Origin of the sequence: Ciceribacter thiooxidans, from assembly GCF_014126615.1 — a bacterium.
GTDB classification, from domain to species: Bacteria; Pseudomonadota; Alphaproteobacteria; order Rhizobiales; family Rhizobiaceae; genus Allorhizobium; species Allorhizobium thiooxidans.
On record NZ_CP059896.1, the window covers coordinates 930,532 to 947,455 of the forward strand.

At 62.8% G+C, this 16,924-nt stretch carries 17 protein-coding genes and 1 other annotated feature; of the genes, 10 read left to right on the forward strand and 7 right to left on the reverse strand.

From position 1 onward, the window contains the following. Positions 1–117 precede the first annotated feature (117 nt). The gene (locus tag H4I97_RS04345) at positions 118–630 is read right to left on the reverse strand and encodes a hypothetical protein (protein WP_182306705.1); all 513 of its coding nucleotides are present in this window, start codon (positions 628–630) and stop codon (positions 118–120) included. Positions 631–917: 287 nt separating this feature from the next. Between H4I97_RS04345 and H4I97_RS04350 the strand changes: the two genes are divergently transcribed. Beyond that, complete coding sequence (locus H4I97_RS04350; protein WP_182306706.1) at positions 918–2,381, forward strand: protein adenylyltransferase SelO; 1,464 nt, start codon at positions 918–920, stop codon at positions 2,379–2,381. Between the two features lie 85 nt (positions 2,382–2,466). On the opposite strand, the gene H4I97_RS04355 is transcribed toward H4I97_RS04350, so the two are convergent. Next, positions 2,467–3,570 (reverse strand): saccharopine dehydrogenase family protein, encoded by a 1,104-nt coding sequence (locus H4I97_RS04355; protein WP_182306707.1) that lies wholly within the window; start codon positions 3,568–3,570, stop codon positions 2,467–2,469. Between the two features lie 126 nt (positions 3,571–3,696). Here H4I97_RS04355 and H4I97_RS04360 point away from each other — a divergent pair, with 126 nt between their 5' ends. The 7 genes from H4I97_RS04360 (at position 3,697) to H4I97_RS04390 (ending at position 11,116) form a co-directional block, all read left to right on the forward strand. Further along, complete coding sequence (locus H4I97_RS04360; RefSeq protein WP_182306708.1) at positions 3,697–4,128, forward strand: Lrp/AsnC family transcriptional regulator; 432 nt, start codon at positions 3,697–3,699, stop codon at positions 4,126–4,128. Between the two features lie 147 nt (positions 4,129–4,275). Beyond that, entirely contained in the window at positions 4,276–4,857 is a 582-nt protein-coding gene (locus tag H4I97_RS04365; protein WP_182306709.1) for an ATP-dependent Clp protease proteolytic subunit, read from the forward strand. Between the two features lie 145 nt (positions 4,858–5,002). Beyond that, positions 5,003–5,058: a sequence feature (sul1 is cis-regulatory element that is thought to sense ions involved in sulfur or methionine metabolism; They are found in Alphaproteobacteria), on the forward strand. A 68-nt stretch (positions 5,059–5,126) separates the two neighbouring features. Then, positions 5,127–6,608 carry a SulP family inorganic anion transporter gene (locus H4I97_RS04370; protein ID WP_182306710.1) on the forward strand — a complete coding sequence of 494 codons (1,482 nt, stop codon included), beginning with the start codon at positions 5,127–5,129 and terminating at the stop codon, positions 6,606–6,608. Positions 6,609–6,759: 151 nt separating this feature from the next. Then, positions 6,760–7,941, forward strand: a complete 1,182-nt coding sequence (locus H4I97_RS04375; RefSeq protein ID WP_182306711.1) for a benzoate/H(+) symporter BenE family transporter — start codon at positions 6,760–6,762, stop codon at positions 7,939–7,941. A 95-nt stretch (positions 7,942–8,036) separates the two neighbouring features. Then, a complete protein-coding gene (gene brnA, locus H4I97_RS04380; RefSeq protein WP_182306712.1) occupies positions 8,037–8,273 on the forward strand; it encodes a type II toxin-antitoxin system BrnA family antitoxin in 237 nt (78 codons plus the stop codon). Between the two features lie 335 nt (positions 8,274–8,608). Further along, a complete protein-coding gene (gene leuA, locus H4I97_RS04385) occupies positions 8,609–10,321 on the forward strand; it encodes a 2-isopropylmalate synthase (RefSeq protein ID WP_182306713.1) in 1,713 nt (570 codons plus the stop codon). Positions 10,322–10,324: 3 nt separating this feature from the next. After that, entirely contained in the window at positions 10,325–11,116 is a 792-nt protein-coding gene (locus H4I97_RS04390; protein ID WP_182306714.1) for an alpha/beta fold hydrolase, read from the forward strand. Positions 11,117–11,126: 10 nt separating this feature from the next. Here the strand turns inward: H4I97_RS04390 and H4I97_RS04395 are convergent, their stop codons facing one another. Then, positions 11,127–12,035, reverse strand: coding sequence for a metallophosphoesterase family protein (locus H4I97_RS04395; protein WP_182306715.1), 909 nt, complete (start codon positions 12,033–12,035; stop codon positions 11,127–11,129). A 40-nt stretch (positions 12,036–12,075) separates the two neighbouring features. On the opposite strand from H4I97_RS04395, the gene H4I97_RS04400 reads away from it, so the two are divergent. Further along, entirely contained in the window at positions 12,076–12,567 is a 492-nt protein-coding gene (locus H4I97_RS04400; RefSeq protein ID WP_182306716.1) for an NUDIX domain-containing protein, read from the forward strand. On the opposite strand, the gene H4I97_RS04405 is transcribed toward H4I97_RS04400, so the two are convergent. Next, entirely contained in the window at positions 12,533–13,558 is a 1,026-nt protein-coding gene (locus H4I97_RS04405; RefSeq protein WP_182306717.1) for a glutathione S-transferase family protein, read from the reverse strand. The genes H4I97_RS04400 and H4I97_RS04405 overlap by 35 nt on opposite strands. A 262-nt stretch (positions 13,559–13,820) precedes the next feature. Here H4I97_RS04405 and H4I97_RS04410 point away from each other — a divergent pair, with 262 nt between their 5' ends. Next, complete coding sequence (locus tag H4I97_RS04410; RefSeq protein WP_182306718.1) at positions 13,821–14,321, forward strand: GNAT family N-acetyltransferase; 501 nt, start codon at positions 13,821–13,823, stop codon at positions 14,319–14,321. 12 nt (positions 14,322–14,333) lie between these two features. Here H4I97_RS04410 and H4I97_RS04415 read toward each other — a convergent pair whose 3' ends face one another. The 3 genes from H4I97_RS04415 to H4I97_RS04425 form a co-directional block, all read right to left on the reverse strand. Continuing rightward, entirely contained in the window at positions 14,334–14,756 is a 423-nt protein-coding gene (locus H4I97_RS04415; protein WP_182306719.1) for a GNAT family N-acetyltransferase, read from the reverse strand. Between the two features lie 198 nt (positions 14,757–14,954). Beyond that, a complete protein-coding gene (locus H4I97_RS04420; protein WP_182306720.1) occupies positions 14,955–15,674 on the reverse strand; it encodes a hypothetical protein in 720 nt (239 codons plus the stop codon). Between the two features lie 177 nt (positions 15,675–15,851). Then, positions 15,852–16,838: an alpha/beta hydrolase family protein gene (locus tag H4I97_RS04425; protein WP_182306721.1), complete on the reverse strand. Its 987-nt coding sequence runs from the start codon at positions 16,836–16,838 to the stop codon at positions 15,852–15,854. Positions 16,839–16,924: the final 86 nt, after the last annotated feature.

The following is a 16,924-nucleotide window of genomic DNA, read 5'->3' on the forward strand; positions in this document are numbered from 1 at the left end:
TCGTATGGCGAAAATATGCACACCAAAAGAAACGGATCCCGGAGCCTTTGCGGCGCCGGGATCGGCAATTGCGACATCGTCTGCGGAACGCGGCGTCAGTGACGCGGCGGGTCCGTTTTACTTCTGGGCGTCGAGAACCTCGGCGCAACGTGACAGGCTGAGGCCTTCGCCCGTCGTGTCGTTGCTGGCCCGGATCGTGCGAATGCGATCGGTCGCGTCAACCGTGATCTGCACCTCGCAGAAGAGCTCCTCGACGCGGGCGGGAGAAATCATCTGCGGCTGCTGCGGGACGTAGACGCCCATGCTGCTCGTCGTGGTCTTGGTGACGGTGACGCCCGGCTCCTTTTCGCGGCTGGTCGTCTTGGTGACGGTCTTGCCGTAGACCGGCTGTTCGTCCGGCGTGGAGTACTGCGCGGGAATGTACTGGGTCTTCTCGCCGCCGCGCCAGGTGTAGATCGTGTTGCCGCTGCCGGTACGGAATTCCGAGACCGGCGGTCCGTAGCGGGAGAAGAAGAGTTCGGCCGGCTGGCCGATCCAGCGCGACTGGATGATGTTGTTGGCTTCTTCGGTCGTTGTGCAGCCTGCAAGCGTTGCAGCCGCAAGCGCCAATGCGGCGAGACGGATCTTCATGTCGGATACCCCTGTCGTTTCCCAGCCATCCGGCGAACCGTTTCTCCCCGCAACCTGGCTGCGGCGTGTTATCGATCCGTCGGCATATGTCGCGAACGTTAGTTCGACGGCAAAAGACGAGACAACAGGGCGGGCCCGGTAGACCCAAAAATGGGCGGTACAACCCCCGGAAAAGCGGTGGATGGGTTCTTTCGTCGTGCCGCCGCTTGCCGCCACCGCGAGCAACCCCATATTCGGGGTGTCTGCCCGTTTTCCGGTGAGCTCCGATTCGCGAAGGAGACGCAAGCTTGATTGCCTTCGACAATAGCTATGCCCGTTTGCCCGAGCGCTTCTTCAGGCCCGTCCAGCCCTGCCCGGTCGTCGCACCGCGCCTCATCCGCTTCAACACCGCCCTTGCCGACGAGCTCGGCCTTGACCTCCGCGCGCTCGATGACGATGCACTTGCGCGCCTCTTCAGCGGCAACGCCCTGCCGGAAGGTGCTCTTCCGGTCGCCATGGCGTATGCGGGGCACCAGTTCGGCAATTTCGTACCCCAGCTCGGCGACGGACGTGCGATCCTGCTCGGCGAGATTCTGGACCGGGGCGGGGACCGCCGCGACATCCAGCTGAAGGGAGCAGGGGAGACGCCGTTTTCCCGGCAGGGCGACGGCCGCGCCGCCCTCGGTCCGGTGCTGCGGGAGTATATCGTTTCCGAGGCCATGCATGCGCTCGGCGTGCCGACGACACGGGCGCTCGCCGCGGTTCTGACGGGCGAGCCCGTCTATCGCGAGACGGTGCTGCCCGGTGCGATCCTGACCCGGGTCGCGGCGAGCCATGTCCGCATCGGCACCTTCCAGTATTTCGCCGTCCGCGGCGATGCCGACGGCCTGCGGGCGCTCGCGAGCCATGTGATCGCCCGCCACTATCCGGAGCTTTCGGAAATTCAAGATCCCTATCTTGCATTGTTCAATGCAGTCGCCGCCCGCCAGGCGGCGCTGGTCGCCCGGTGGATGTCGATCGGCTTCATTCACGGCGTCATGAACACCGACAACATGACCGTCTCGGGGGAAACGATCGATTTCGGACCCTGTGCCTTCCTCGATGAATACGATCCGCGCAAGGTCTTTTCCTCGATCGATCAGCGCGGCCGCTACGCCTATGCCAACCAGCCGGGCATCGCCCAATGGAACCTGGCGCGGTTTGCCGAGACGCTGCTGCCGCTGATGGGCGGGCGCGAGGACGAGAGCGTCGAAGCCGCCAACGAGGCGCTCGCCGAGTTCGGCCGCGTCTTCCAGGCACGCTGGCTCGAGGCCTTCCGTGCCAAGCTCGGGCTCTCCGGCGAAGTTCACGACGATCTGCCGCTCGTCAACGATTTCCTGGCGCTGATGCACCGGGGCGAGGCCGATTTCACGCTGACCTTCCGGGCGCTCGCCAAGCTCGCCGGCGGCGCTCCGGATGCGCCTCTGCTGACACACTTCTCGGATACGGAAGGCATTGCTGAGTGGCTGTCCCGCTGGCGCGAGCGCATGAGCGCCGATCCGCGGCCGCCCGCCGACCGCCAGACGGCGATGGAGGCGGTCAATCCCGCCGTCATTCCGCGCAACCACCGTATCGAAGAGGTGATCGCGGCCGGCATGAGCGGCGATTTCACGCGCTTCGAGCGGATGCTGGAGGCGACGACGAGACCTTATGAGGAGCGGCCGGAATTCTCCGCCTTCATGGAGCCGCCAAAGCCGGAAGAACGGGTCGCGCGAACCTTCTGCGGGACCTGACCGGTCCCTTCCGACAAACGAAAACGGGTGAGAGTGCGGACACTCTCACCCGGATGTCTGATTCGCCGGAGCGAAATGCGACCGCTTACGAAGCCTTCGGCAGGCGCAGGGTTTCCGGATCGTAGACCCGGCCGAAGCGGTTCGCGAGGAAGCGTTCGAGGCTGATCTCCTCCTGGCGGACGAAGCCCTGCTGCGGCAGTTCGCCGTTCGCCAGCATGTCGAGCACGGTGCAGATGCCGGCGGCGGTGGTGATCTGGATTGCGCTCATCTTGCGCCCGGCGACGACGCCGGCATAGACCTTGTTGGCGTAGGTATCCTGCATGAAACGGCCGTCGCGGGTGCCGCAGACGGTGACGAACACCACCACGACGTCCTGCATGGTCGCCGGCAGGGCGTTCTCGAAGAGATCCTTCAGGACATCGCGGCGGTTCTTGAGGTTGAGGTCGTTCAAGAGCGCCTTCACGATCGCCTGATGGCCCGGATAGCGGATGGTGCGGTAGTTCATCGTCCGCACGCGGCCTTCGAGTGTCTTGCAGAGCGTGCCGAGGCCGCCTGAGGTGTTGAACGCCTCGTAGGTGACGCCGTCGAGCGAGAATTCCTCGCGTTCTTCCATGGCCGGCACGGTGACGAGCTTGCCTTCGACGATCGCCTCGCAGGGTTCGATGTATTCGTTGATCAGCCCGTCGGTGCTCCAGGTCAGGTTGTAGTTGAGCGCGTTCGAGGGGTACTGCGGCAGGGCGCCGACGCGCATGCGCACGCTGTCCAGCGTGTCGAAGCCGGTCGCGAGGTCATGGGCGACGATCGAGATGAAGCCGGGGGCAAGCCCGCATTGCGGGATGAAGGCGCCCTTGGCGCCCTTGGCGAGCGCTTCCACCTTGCGGGTGGTAGCGACGTCCTCGGTCAAGTCCAGATAGTGGATGCCGGTGCGGGCGGCAGATTCGGCGATTGCACCCGTCAGGTGGAAGGGCGCTGCGCTCAGGACCGCGAACTTGCCCGAAAGCAGGGCATCCAGCGCGGCGCTGTCGGAGATGTCGACGGCGGCGGTGGATACGGCCTCGTGCGGTGCGATCGCGTCCAGCTGTTCGCGGCTGCGGTCGGCCACCGTCACGCGGTAGTCGCCGGTCGCGGCGAGCATATGAGCGATTGCGCCACCGATCTTGCCTGCGCCGATTACGACAATGTCCTTCATTGATGTCCCCTTGGAAGAATGAAAATAGATAAGCATCAGAATGACGCCGTGATTGAACGTTTCATAGCGGCATATTGTACGATATGATGTGATCAGTTCGGCATATCGGCGAAGGAAATGGGCAAAATGCAAGTTTCGACCAAGGACCAGGAACTGCTGGCGCTGCTCGGCGAGAACGCCCGAATGCCGGTCGCGACGCTGGCGCGCCGATTGGGCCTGTCGCGGACGACCGTGCAGGCGCGGCTGGAGCGGCTGGAACGCGACGGCGTGATCTCCGGCTACGGGCTGAAGCTCTCTGACGCCTATCTGAGCGGACTCGTGCGCGCGCACGTGCTTATCACCATAGCCCCGAAGTCGCTTTCGGCGGTGACCGGCGAGCTCGCGGCGATCCGCGAGGTGACGACGCTCCATTCGGTCAACGGCCCCTTCGACCTGATCGCCGTCATCGCCGCGGCCTCTATCGCCGAGCTCGACCGGCTGATCGACCGGATCGGCGAACTGGCGGGCGTCGAGCGCACGCTCTCCTCGATCATCCTGTCGACGCGGATATCGCGGTAGCTGCAGGCCTCCGCGCCGCCTGCGGCATTCCGCTTTCCTCCGCTAACCGCCTGTTCACCGGTTCGGTGCTTCCCCTTTTTCCCGCATTGTTTTAGGACTTGAGTCGCACTATGTGCGGGAGAGTGAACCCCAAGTGGAGAATGTCCGATGAATGAAGACGACGACGACAAGAGCAAGGAACTGCCGCTCGGCAAGGAAACGGAAGCGAACCTCTTCAAGTCGCGTTCGATCTTCATCTATGGCGGGATCACCCAAGAACTCGCCCAGAAGGTCTGCACCCAGCTCGTCGCACTGGCAGCCGCTAGTGACGAGGACATCCGCGTCTTCGTGAATTCGCCGGGCGGGCACGTCGAATCGGGCGATTCGATCCACGACATGATCAAGTTCATCAAGCCGAAGGTCTGGATCATCGGCACCGGCTGGGTCGCCTCCGCGGGCGCGCTGATCTACGTCTCGGTTCCGAAGGAACAGCGCCTCTGCCTGCCGAACACCCGCTTCCTGCTGCACCAACCCTCCGGCGGCACCCGCGGCATGGCCTCCGACATCGAGATCCAGGCGCGCGAAATCATCAAGATGAACCAGCGGCTCATCAAGATCTTCTCCAAGGCCACCGGTCAGTCGGAAGAAAAGATCGCCAAGGACATCGACCGCGACTACTGGCTGTCGGCGGAGGAAGCCAAGAACTACGGCCTGGTCTCCCGCATCATCGAGAGCCAGTCGGACATCTGAGCCGACAGGTCCGAGATCGAGTTTTTCCCCCGTCGGAGAGATCCGGCGGGGGTTTTACGTTTGGCGTTGCCGACGGGATGTATTGCATTGCAGCGATTTGACGGTTGTCAGCTCGGTGCCGCTTGCCTATAACCGCGCCATTCGCCCCGGACCCGGTGAAACCCCGGGTGGCTCTTCTGGCCGCCGATCCGCCAGACAACGCATCAGCATCAAACCTTGAATGGCCTGCACATCCCAGCGGCCAGGTGCACTACTTTTGCGGAAAATCCATGAAATTGAAGAGTTACAAACGTGAATGGTTCTCCAATATCCGCAGCGACGTCCTGTCGGGTGTCGTCGTGGCATTGGCTCTCATCCCCGAAGCCATCGGCTTCTCGGTCATAGCGGGTGTCGATCCGAAGGTGGGCCTCTTCGCCTCCTTCGCGATCGCCTGCGTTTCCGCCTTTGTCGGAGGGCGTCCCGCGATGATCTCGGCTGCCACGGCTGCCACCGCCGTACTGATGGTGACGCTGGTCAAGGAGCACGGGATCGAATACCTGTTCGCGGCGACGCTGCTGATGGGTCTGATCCAGATTCTGGCCGGTTTCCTCAAGCTTGGCCGCGTGATGCGCTTCGTCTCGCGATCGGTGATCACCGGCTTCGTCAATGCGCTGGCGATCCTGATCTTCATGGCCCAGCTGCCGGAGTTGATCGGTGTCGCGAATACGACCTATGTCATGGTAGCGGCCGGTCTCGCGATCATCTATCTCTTCCCCTATGTCACCAAATCGATCCCGTCGCCGCTGGTTGCCATCGTCGCCCTGACGCTGGTCGTTTGGTTCACTGGCATGGACCTGCGCACGGTCGGCGATCTCGGCGAACTGCCGTCGGCGCTGCCGGTCTTCGCCCTGCCGCAGGTGCCGTTTTCCTGGGACACGCTGACGATCATTTTCCCTTATTCCGTCGGACTCGCGGCCGTCGGGCTGCTGGAATCGCTGCTGACGGCGCAGATCGTCGACGACATGACCGACACCGCCAGTTCCAAGAGCCGGGAGTGCATCGGACAGGGCGCTTCCAACATCGCCTCGGGCCTGATCGGCGGCATGGGTGGCTGCGCGATGATCGGCCAGTCGGTCATCAACGTGACGTCCGGCGGACGAGGCCGGCTCTCCACCTTCGTCGCGGGCGCTTTCCTGCTGTTCCTTATCCTCGTGCTCGACGACATCGTCCGTATCATTCCCATGGCTGCGCTCGTCGCCGTCATGATCATGGTTTCGATCGGCACCTTCTCCTGGCGTTCGATCCTGGACCTGCGGCGAAATCCCTGGCAGTCGTCGGTGGTCATGCTGGCGACCGTCGTCGTGACCGTCGGCACGCATGACCTTGCCAAGGGTGTTCTCGTGGGCGTGCTGCTTTCCGGCGTGTTCTTCGCGAGCAAGGTTGCGCATCTCTTCCATGTCCGCTCGACGCTGAGCGCTGATGGCAAGGTTCGCACCTATCACGTCGACGGTGCAGTCTTCTTCGCATCCGCCGAGACATTCGTCATGGCCTTCGATTTCATCGAGCCGCTCGACAAGGTCGTCATCGATGTGCACGAGGCGCATTTCTGGGACATCACCGCCGTCGGGGCGCTCGACAAGGTGGTGCTCAAATACCGTCGCCACAACATCGACGTCGAGGTGATCGGCGCAAACGAAGCGAGCTCTCACATGCTCGACCGCTTCGCCGTGCACGACAAGGACGACGTGGCGATACCGGTGGCGGCGCATTGACCACGACCGGCATCGTCGCAGGCGTGCGCGACAGCTCCGCGCGCGCCAGCCGGCGGTGAAGGGTGTACCGAATCCGGGACGCTTCGGCTTGCCAAACTGCCTGCGGTTTGTTCTTCGATAGCTTTACGCACCTCGATCTCCGAGTCCCGTCATGTTGAAAGACCTTTCCGCGCAAAGCCTGTTCATGGGGCTGCTCACCGCCTTTGTCGGTTTCGCGAGCTCGTTTGCCGTCGTGCTGCAGGGGCTCAAAGGGGTCGGCGCGACCGATCTCGAGGCCGCATCCGGCCTGATGGCTCTTTCCGTTTCCATGGGTGTCTGTGGCGTGGTGCTGAGCCTTGTCACCCGGCTTCCGGTGTCGATCGCCTGGTCGACGCCAGGCGCTGCATTGCTGGTGACCGCAGGCGTGCCGGAGGGCGGCTTTCCCGTCGCAGTCGGGGCCTTCCTCGTCTGCGGCATCCTGATCGTCGTTGCCGGTCTCTTTCGGCCGCTCGGCCGTGCGGTTGCGGCAATCCCCGCGCCGCTCGCCAATGCCATGCTCTCCGGCGTCATCCTCGGGCTCTGCTTTGCGCCCTTCAAGGCGATCGCCTTCGATCCGCGTCTGGGGCTGCCGATCCTCGCCGCCTGGGCGGTGGTCGCTGCCTTCAAGCGGCTCTATGCCGTGCCGGCCGCTCTCGCGGCCTTCGCGCTGGTCATCGCCTTCGGCGTCGACCTGCCGGAGGGAGCGATGGCGAGCTGGGCGGCCTCGCTTGCGCCACCCGTCGAGCTGGTGATGCCGGCCTTCACAGTCCCGTCGCTGATCTCGATCGCGCTGCCGCTCTTCATCGTCACCATGGCCTCGCAGAACATTCCCGGCATCGCGGTGCTGAAGGTCAATCATTACAATCCGATGCCGGGGCCGCTCTTTGCGGCGACGGGTCTCTTCTCACTCTTCTCTGCCCCCTTCGGCGGCCATGCGGTCAACCTTGCGGCGATCACGGCGGCGATGTGCGCTGGCGAGGACGCCCACCCGGACCCGAAGAAACGCTACTGGGCCGCGGTCGTCTGCGGCCTCGGCTATGTCGTGCTCGGGCTGCTCGCCGGTGCCGTCACCGCCTTCGTCTCGCTTGCCCCGCCGATCCTCATCCAGGCGGTGGCCGGGCTTGCTCTGATTGCCGCCTTCTCCGGTTCGGCGGTCGCCGCCTTCAAGGAGGTCGAGACACGGGAAGCCGCCGCCGTCACCTTCCTGATCACCGCCTCCGGCGTCTCGTTCGGCGGCATTTCGGGCGCCTTCTGGGGGCTCGTCGCCGGTGGGTTGATGATGGCGCTGATGCAGCTGGCGAAGGGCAGGCGGTAGCCGACTCGCAAAGAAGGCGCTTGCGGCTTATATTGGAATATGGACTTCGAGTTCGATCCAGAGAGAATCTCTTAGAAAACAAGAGGTCGACACATATGAAAGCCAAGGACCTGGATAAGCTGTTTGACGGCGGCGCAGGCGACGTCCTTCAGCACTTCGACCTCTCGAAGGTCCGGCGCGTCCAGTCAAAGCACGAATTGATCGAACTGGAGCTGCCCAAGGAGCGTATGGCAGAGCTCGATGCCGAGGCATCGCGCCGGAATATGACGCGGGATCAACTGATTTCGGAATGGGTCCGCGAGCGGCTGGAAGCGAAACCGGCCGCTGAATAACAACATGCTTGCGCGATCGGTCGTCGCGCGTTATCACTCGCCATCATGACGAATACGGGCAACAGCATCTCGACCTCCTTCGCCGCCTGCCGCATCCCGGCCGGCGCGCCGGTGCTCGCCCTAAACTCGCTTCTTCTTCTTGGCCTTATCCGCGGTTGCCGGGTCCACTGAGGAGCGCCCGGCGGCCGATCAGCCCGTCCGGCTCAGCTCCTCGAAAAATCCATGAAACCAGTTTAATGCAGTCCCGACGGGACCCAGGCATTTTCCGTCCGCTCCGTCCGCGATCCTCGGGCCTTTCAGAGCGGTGGCGAATGCGGCAAGAGGAAGAAACGACGATGAACATCAAGACCCACATCGCAAAACAGGGCATGCCGGAAGCCGCGGTGAAATACCGGCCCTATCCGCAGATCGACATTGCGGATCGTACCTGGCCGGGCAAGGCCATCACCAAGGCGCCGATCTGGTGCTCGGTGGACCTGCGCGACGGCAACCAGGCGCTGGTCAACCCGATGGGCCATGACCGCAAGGCCCGCATGTTCCAGCTGCTGCTCGAGATGGGCTTCAAGGAAATCGAGATCGGCTTCCCCTCGGCCTCTCAGACAGATTTCGATTTCGCCCGCTGGTGCGTCGAGGAGGGCAACGTGCCCGAGGACGTGTCGTTGCAGGTGCTGGTGCAGTGCCGGCCGGAGCTGATCACCCGCACCTTCGAGGCGCTGGAAGGCGCACACAAGCCGATCATCCACTTCTACAACTCGACCTCCGAGCTGCAGCGGCGTGTGGTGTTCGGCAAGGATGTCGCCGGCGTCAAGCAGATCGCCGTCGATGCGGCGAAGATGATCACCGACATGGCGGCCAAGGCCGGCGGCGGTTATCGTTTCGAATATTCGCCGGAAAGCTTCACCGGCACCGAACTCGATGTCGCGCTGGAAATCTCGAACGCGGTCATCGACATTATCAAGCCGACGCCGGACAACAAACTGATCCTCAACCTGCCGTCCACCGTCGAGATGTCGACGCCGAACATCTATGCCGACATGATCGAATGGATGTGCCGCAACATCGACAACCGCGAGAACGTCATCGTCTCGCTGCATCCGCACAACGACCGCGGTACGGGGATCGCGGCGACCGAACTCGGCCTGATGGCCGGCGCCGACCGCGTCGAGGGTACGCTCTTCGGCAACGGCGAGCGCACCGGCAATGTCGACATCGTCACGCTGGCGCTCAACATGTTCACGCAAGGGGTTGATCCGAAACTCGATTGTTCCGACATCGAGCGGATCAAGGCGGTCTACGAATATTCGAACCAGATGGTCATCCCCGAGCGCCATCCTTACGTCGGCGAACTCGTCTACACGGCCTTCTCCGGCTCGCACCAGGACGCGATCAACAAGGGCATGAAGGCGATCCGCAAGGCCAATTCCCCGGTCTGGGAAGTGCCCTACCTGCCGATCGACCCGCAGGACGTTGGCCGCACCTACGAGGCGATCATCCGCATCAACTCGCAGTCCGGCAAGGGCGGCATCGCCTACATCCTGCAGGAGGACTACGGCATCAACCTGCCGCGCAACCTGCAGGTGGAGTTCCGCGAGGACATCCAGCGGATCACCGACGAGGAAGGCGTCGAACTGCCGTCGAAGCGCATCTACGGGCGCTTCCTCGATCGCTACGTGACGCAGCCCCAGGCACGGCTGAAATTCGTCGATCACCACACCTATCCCGATACCGAGCACAAGGGCATGCGCATCGTCGCGGCCGAGATCACCGACGGCGGCGAGGTGAAGCGCATCGAGGGCAGGGGAACCGGTCCGATCGACGGCTTCATCAACGCGCTGTCGACCTATCTCGGCTTCGAGATGTCGGTGCAGGACTATTCCGAGCATTCGCTGCAGCACGGCTCGAATGCGTCGGCGATCGCCTATGTCGAGGTTTCGCATCCCGGCGGGACGCTGTTCGGCGTCGGGATCAACACCAACATCGTCGCGGCGTCCCTCGAAGCGATCATCTCGGCGGCGAACCGGGTGCTGGAAGAGCGCGCGAAGGCCTGAGCGATGGGCCTTTACGCGGAGGTTCAGGGCGATCTCGGAGGTGCTGCGGCACCGCTGGTGCTGCTGCACGGCTTCGGCGGCACGTCCGGTATCTGGGCGGAAGTGTTGCGGCACCTTCCGCCCTCGATCCCCGTCCTTGCCTACGACCTGCCGGGCCACGGGCTTTCGCTTGTCGCCGATGGCCTCGGCGGCGCCGGGCGGCTGGCTAAAGCGGTCGCCGCCGATCTCGCTGCGCGCGGGATCGAACGCTTCCACGTGGCGGGACATTCGCTCGGCGGGGCCATTGCCGCGATCCTCGCTTTGAAAGCGCCGGAGAAGGTGGCGAGCCTGACGCTCGTGGCCCCCGGCGGCTTCGGACCGGAAATCAATGGGGCGGCGCTTTCCGCCTTCGCCTTTGCCGAGACGGCAGAGGAGATGCGAGCTGCCATGGAGGCCATGGTGGCGCCGGCGCATCCGATACTGCAGGAGGCGGTGGACGCGATGCTTGCCGCGCGGCAAGTGCCGGGTGCCCGCGAGGCGGTCGGAACGGTCCTGAAGGCAATCCTTTCCGAGACGACGGAGGCGGGCGAGCCGCGACAGGGCACGTTGCCTGTCGGCGATCTCCGCAGCCTGCCGATGCCGAAATATCTTCTCTGGGGGCTTGAGGATCGTATCCTGCCGCCCGGGCAAGCCCGCTCCCTCGAAGGCGCCGCAACGATCCGGCTCCTGGCCGCGGCGGGGCATATGCTGCCGGAAGAGTGCCCGCAGGAGGTGGCGCGCGTTCTCACCGCTGCGGTGGCTGCCGTCGCGGGTTGAACGCTGCGGATTACTCGATCAGGAACTGGTGGTGGTCGCATTTCAGCAGACCACTCGCGCCGGCGATGCAGTGGCGGTCCCATTGCACTCGCCAGGCATTCGGTTCGCCGCTGATCGAGAAGAGGTTGTAGGCGGCCGCCGGCTTGTGGCTGCCGGGGCCTTGTGAGGCCGCGGCGATGCCGACGACCGGAATCTTGCGGCCGCGGCTTTCCAGCCAGTTGAGAGTATTGAGATGGGTGTGCCCGTGCAGCACGAGCTCGGCGCCGCCGACGGAAATCGCGGCGGCGAAGCGGCGGATGCCGATCATCCGCTTGTGCGAGGAGGTCGCGCCGCGGATCGGCGGGTGGTGGATCATGACCACGCGGAAGAGGCCCTCCTCGCCGGCGGCCTTCAGCAGTTCGGCCGTCTCGCGCGCCTGGCGCTTGCCGAAATAGCCGGTGGCCGCAAAGGGCGGCGTCGCCAGCGAGGTGGAACAGCCGATCAGGGCGACAGGGCCGCGCCGGCGGATATAGGGAAAGAGCTTGTGGCCCTTGCGCCAGATCAGCGGGTCGTCGTCGCCGCGGATGTAATCGTACCAGGCCTGCACGGATTCGTCGTGTGCGCCGGGCACATAGGCATCGTGATTGCCGGGAACGACCGAGGTATCGAGGGGCGCTCCGGCAGACTTCAACCATTCCGCGGCACGGCGGATCTCGATGCCGGAGGCGAGATTGACGAGATCGCCGGTGATCGCCAGGTGATCCGGCGCGTGGCGGCGCAGGTCGGCAAGTATCAAATCAAGTGCATTGGCAAAAAGATGCTTGCGTCGGTTGCGGTGCCAGTTCACATATCCGGTAATGCGCTTCGAGGCGAGTTCACGGATGGTCAGGGCGGGAAGCGGCCCGAGGTGAACGTCGGAGATATGCGCGAGCTTGAACATGGCGCCTTCATAAAGGCGCAGCAGACCCGGAGCAAGCCCGATGGGGCAGGACGAGACGAACGAAGAAAAACGCAGCGCCGCCGCCCGGCTGGTCACGCGCATGATGCACGGCTATTTCGCGGTTTCCCGCGGCATGACGCTCGGCGTGCGGGCCGCCTGTTACGACGATGCCGGCCGCATCTTCCTCGTGCGCCATTCCTATGTGCCCGGCTGGCATATGCCGGGCGGCGGCGTCGAACGGCGGGAAACGGCGCTGCAGGCGCTTTCAAAGGAGCTGCGCGAAGAGGGCAATCTCGAAATGACCGGCCCGGCGCAGCTCTTCCACGTCTATTTCAACACTCGTGTCAGCCGCCGCGACCACGTGCTGTTCTACCGGGCGAACGTGCTGCAGACGGCGCCGCGCAAACCCGACATGGAGATCGTCGAGAGCGGCTTCTTCGACCTCCTGGACCTCCCGCGCGGCGTGACGCCGGCGACGCAACGACGGCTGCGGGAACTCAGCGGCGAGGTTCCGCCCGACGATCTCTGGTGAGCGCTGCGGTTTCAGAGAGCGCCTCGCGGCCGTGCGGTCGGTCGAGGTCGAGCTCCGGCCCCACGGGCACGACGCCGGTCGGGTTGATCGCCTTGTGGCTGCGGTAGTAGTGCGCCTTGATATGCGCCATGTTGACGGTGCCGGCGACGCCCGGCACCTGATAGAGATCGCGCAGGTAGCCCGAGAGGTTCGGATAGTCAGCGATCCGGCGGATGTTGCACTTGAAATGCCCGACATAGACGGCATCGAAGCGCACCAGCGTGGTGAAGAGCCGCCAGTCGGCCTCCGTCAGCCGGTCGCCGAAGAGGTAGCGCTGGGTCGAGAGCCGACCATCGAGCCAGTCGAGCGTCTCGAAGAGAGGTAGCACGGCGCTCTTGTACGCTTCCTGCGTGGTTGCGAAGCCCGCCTTGTAGACCCCGTTGTTGACCGTGTCGTAGATCTTCGCGTTGATTGCATCGATCTCGTCGCGCAACTCCTCCGGACAGAAATCGACGGTCGAGCCGGCCAGCCCGTCGAAGGCGCGGTTGAACATGCGGATGATCTCGGCCGACTCGTTCGAAACAATCGTCTGCCGCTTCTTGTCCCAGAGGACGGGCACGGTGACGCGGCCGGTATAGGTCGGGTCCGCCTTGACGTAGATGTCTGCGAGCGTCTTCGCGCCGAAGAGGTGGTCGACGGTGCCGCCGTCGCGGTCCCTGAATTCCCAGCCCTTCTCCAGCATCAGCGGATCGACGACCGAGACCGGGATCAGGTCCTCGAGCTTCTTCAGCCTGCGGAAGATGAGGGTGCGGTGCGCCCAGGGGCATGCATAGGAGACGTAGAGGTGGTAGCGACCGGCCTCGGCCTCGAAACCGCCCTTACCGCTCGGACCTGGCGCGCCGTCGGCGGTCACCCAGTTGCGGAAGGCCGACTCGCTGCGGCGGAAATGCCCGGCGGTCGCCTTGGTGTCGTACCATACGTCGTGCCAGACGCCCTCGACGAGCATGCCCATGACAAATTTCCTTCCTGCTTTGCGATCTCTTGCCCGGGAAAATATGCCATGAGCCGGCAATTGCGAGATGCCGATTGCTGAACAGTGCGTTTTTCCGATGGACGGCAAAAAAAAATGCTGCTATCGGCGTCGATACCTCATCTGGAAAGACAACCGATGGCCGAAACCCGGACCCTGCGACGACGCTGATGTTTTACCCGACGTGCTCCCGCGCGTCCCGTGAACCATTTTTCCCTGTCTGTCTGCCGGTCCTGGTTTTCCCATGAAAAATCATCAGCTTGTCTACCTCACCGAGGATGCGTCGCACGACGCGGCTATCGAACTCATCAACGAAGAAGCCTTCGGCCCCGGCCGGCACACCCGTGCCGCCGCGCGCATTCGCGAACAGGGGTCGCATGACCGGACGCTCTCCTTCATCTGCGCCGACGGCGGCGAGACGATCGCCTCGGTACGCATGACGCCGGTGATCGCCGGGTCGGTGAAGGGCCATCTGCTCGGGCCGCTCGCCGTTCGTCCCTCCCACAAGAACATGGGGATCGGCCGCGAGCTCGTCCGCATCGCCGTCGATGCGGCGCGGCGTGCCGGATCGGAAGCCGTCATCCTCGTCGGCGACCCGCCCTATTACATGCCGCTCGGCTTCGAGAAGGTGGCGTGGAAGGCGCTGGAATTTCCCGGACCCGTCGACCCCGGCCGGGTGCTCGCGGTGCCGCTTACCGCCGACGCTCACGAGCGGCTCAAGGGCGTGATCGCCTGGCGCCCCTGAGGCATCTCTCCTTCAGGCGATCCGCTTCTTCATCCAGGTGATCGAGAAGTCGCCGATGAAATTCTCCAGCGCGCCGAAGACCTCGTAGCCCTGCCGTTCATAGGCGCGGCGGGCGTCGGGGTTGATCGTGTCGATGTAGGCGCCGGTGCAGCCGCGCGCCTTCGCCTCCTCCTCGGCCATCTGCAGCAGGCGGCCTGCGAGACCCTGTCCGCGCAAGTGCTCCGGAATGTAGAGGAGTGTCACGTAGAGCCAGCCACGCCCGGTATAGCCGACGAGCCCGCCCTCGACTCTTCCATCGCCGTCACGGATCGGGATCATCAGGTCGTGCCGGTCGGTCGGCCCGAGCATCCTGTCGTTATGGGCAAGGATCGCATCGCGGATCGCGTCGCGCGCTTCGTCGGGAACGGTATCGGAGAGAGTGAGATCGAGGGACATGGCGCGAGGGTAGGGGGAAGCGGGAGGGGAGTCGAGGGGGGAGGCCGCCGTAGAAACCGGAATGCTCTTTCATATCGCATCCGTTCGGAATCACACCAAAACGTCAAAGTATATCTGGCGATATCTTTAAATATAAAATCTTTGAAATTCAAATTAAATCTATTTCTGTCAGTATTCAATAAATTTCTTTAATAAATTTCAATTTATGGTCCATTTATTAATTGACGCTGCGATTATATCGATAGATTCTTTCATGTCGACGTCGAATATTTTGTCTTTCTCTTTGTTTTTTCCATGGTTTGTAAGAATAATCATCAACATGTAGTTCCCGTTTAGTTTTGCATAAAAGTCGCAGATAATTATCTTTCTATTAGGATTGCAGGTCGAGTATCCTGCATTCTCGTAAAGTTGAAGGTCGCCACGTACGCCATTGCCTTCAAACGGTGCGAGTGAGTTTACGAAGGTGTCAAAAGGCGACCCGGGATCCTTCTCGCTGGACCAGGGACGCAGGGACATAGAATAGAGATGTGGCTCATCGCCCACAGGGAGTTTCAAGTATCCGCATAGCGGCAAACTCTGTCCGTACCTCAGGCAGAGCGTGGGGATATGGAAATAGACTGTATTGACGACATACTCTCCACCCCTATTCGAGATTTTCTCCTGAAATGTTGGGGACTTCTTGTCCCATCTCGCGATCGTGGCAAATTCTCCGCTGGAGAAGGCGACCGTGAACGATAATCCTTCGACAAAGGGTAGCCTGATTGTGGCAGCTCCGTTCCCCACTTCAACCATTTCGCCTTTGTAGTTGGGCAGAATGAGGTAATCGGCAGCGTACGTATGACTTGAGATGAAAAAGAGGACGAAAACAAACAAAGCTGCGAAAAAAGACTTAGCTCTAGCCAAAACAATGAACCTCACTCTCGATCGGAAAAAATCTATCGAGAGTTGTTGTCCCGGGCAACACTTCCAAATGTGCTATCGGTCGTTGTCCTCGGGTTTGAGATGTTAGGCACACGCCCAGTCTCGACGGATTAGGCACATCCTACTTCATGCGGTGACATCGCCGACATTGCAAGAAGCAGCACGGCAGGCCCGTCAGGGCAATATGCCCTCCACTAACTGCCTGCGGAAGAAGGCGAGTACTTGAGCGTTGAAGTCCCGGTGGAACGCAGCGCGGTCGAAACCGGGACCGTCGGCGCAGATATCTGGTGCCGACTTGGCCATGGCAGGCGGGCACATCGTCAGAAACGCAAAGTGCCCTGCATCGGGAACGACGTGAAAGTCCGGCGTTTCCGGCAGATTGTGGGCGAGCGCATCCACTGCTGCAGGTAGGACGCCATCGCCGCCGTTCTGGGAGCCCCAGAGCTGAATGGGCGTCCTTATGGCCTGCAAGTTCGCCTTGCCCGGAAACACATCGCTCGGTGGGTCCGCAATGGCAAATGCCTTGATACGCGGATCGTGAACCCAGGGGCCAACTGGAACCAATTGAGGAGCGATGCGCGGGCAGCTCATGCCAGTCCGGTCCTGACAGGGCATGCGCAACTCGCGGAAATCGGGGTTCGCCCCGCCAAGGACAAGCCCCGTGTAGCCACCACGAGAGAAGCCATAAAAGCCGACGCGTTCTGCATTGATCGCGGCGCGGTCGTCCGAGAAAGTGATCATGTAGTCGACCAGGCGCTTGATGTCCTGCGGCCGGTTCACGAATGCAGTCAGCGCGTTTGCGTGATTTGACGCAAGCGCGATGGCGTTATCGTCCGGATGATTGAGTGCCACAACCACGAAGCCGGCGTCCGCCAGGGCTTCTGCGGTGTCGTGGTGGCTCAATCCGGTTCCGCCAAAACCGTGCGATATCACGATGAGCGGCAGCTTGTCGCCCGCAAGCGGGCAATCGCGAACGGCGTCCAGCACGAAGGGGCCAAGTTCGATCTTCTGCGAGGGTTGGGCGCATGGTGACCATTGCACGGCTCTCAGGGAAGGGCCGCCCTCATCGGCGGGAACCTCGAAGACCTTCAGGCCGGCAGCGTGCGCGCTGACGGCAAGACAGAATGACGTAAGAAAGACGATGAACTTCCTGAACAGCATGTCTCGCAACTCCAAAACACCGGATGCTGGTGGTGAGAGAACCTCGCTCCGTGCCATCGCGCTCCATCCCATGCTCCCTCGAAAGT

Bases quoted from the DNA above. Each gene is read 5' to 3' on its own strand.
- H4I97_RS04410 (WP_182306718.1), top strand. From the start codon at position 13,821: ATGAAAAATCATCAGCTTGTCTACCTCACCGAGGATGCGTCGCACGAC.
- H4I97_RS04365 (WP_182306709.1), top strand. From the start codon at position 4,276: ATGAATGAAGACGACGACGACAAGAGCAAGGAACTGCCGCTCGGCAAG.
- H4I97_RS04370 (WP_182306710.1), top strand. From the start codon at position 5,127: ATGAAATTGAAGAGTTACAAACGTGAATGGTTCTCCAATATCCGCAGC.
- brnA (WP_182306712.1), top strand. From the start codon at position 8,037: ATGAAAGCCAAGGACCTGGATAAGCTGTTTGACGGCGGCGCAGGCGAC.
- H4I97_RS04360 (WP_182306708.1), top strand. From the start codon at position 3,697: ATGCAAGTTTCGACCAAGGACCAGGAACTGCTGGCGCTGCTCGGCGAG.
- H4I97_RS04345 (WP_182306705.1), bottom strand. From the start codon at position 630: ATGAAGATCCGTCTCGCCGCATTGGCGCTTGCGGCTGCAACGCTTGCA.
- H4I97_RS04405 (WP_182306717.1), bottom strand. From the start codon at position 13,558: ATGGGCATGCTCGTCGAGGGCGTCTGGCACGACGTATGGTACGACACC.
- H4I97_RS04395 (WP_182306715.1), bottom strand. From the start codon at position 12,035: ATGTTCAAGCTCGCGCATATCTCCGACGTTCACCTCGGGCCGCTTCCC.
- H4I97_RS04400 (WP_182306716.1), top strand. From the start codon at position 12,076: ATGGGGCAGGACGAGACGAACGAAGAAAAACGCAGCGCCGCCGCCCGG.
- H4I97_RS04390 (WP_182306714.1), top strand. From the start codon at position 10,325: ATGGGCCTTTACGCGGAGGTTCAGGGCGATCTCGGAGGTGCTGCGGCA.
- H4I97_RS04375 (WP_182306711.1), top strand. From the start codon at position 6,760: ATGTTGAAAGACCTTTCCGCGCAAAGCCTGTTCATGGGGCTGCTCACC.
- leuA (WP_182306713.1), top strand. From the start codon at position 8,609: ATGAACATCAAGACCCACATCGCAAAACAGGGCATGCCGGAAGCCGCG.
- H4I97_RS04415 (WP_182306719.1), bottom strand. From the start codon at position 14,756: ATGTCCCTCGATCTCACTCTCTCCGATACCGTTCCCGACGAAGCGCGC.
- H4I97_RS04355 (WP_182306707.1), bottom strand. From the start codon at position 3,570: ATGAAGGACATTGTCGTAATCGGCGCAGGCAAGATCGGTGGCGCAATC.
- H4I97_RS04425 (WP_182306721.1), bottom strand. From the start codon at position 16,838: ATGCTGTTCAGGAAGTTCATCGTCTTTCTTACGTCATTCTGTCTTGCC.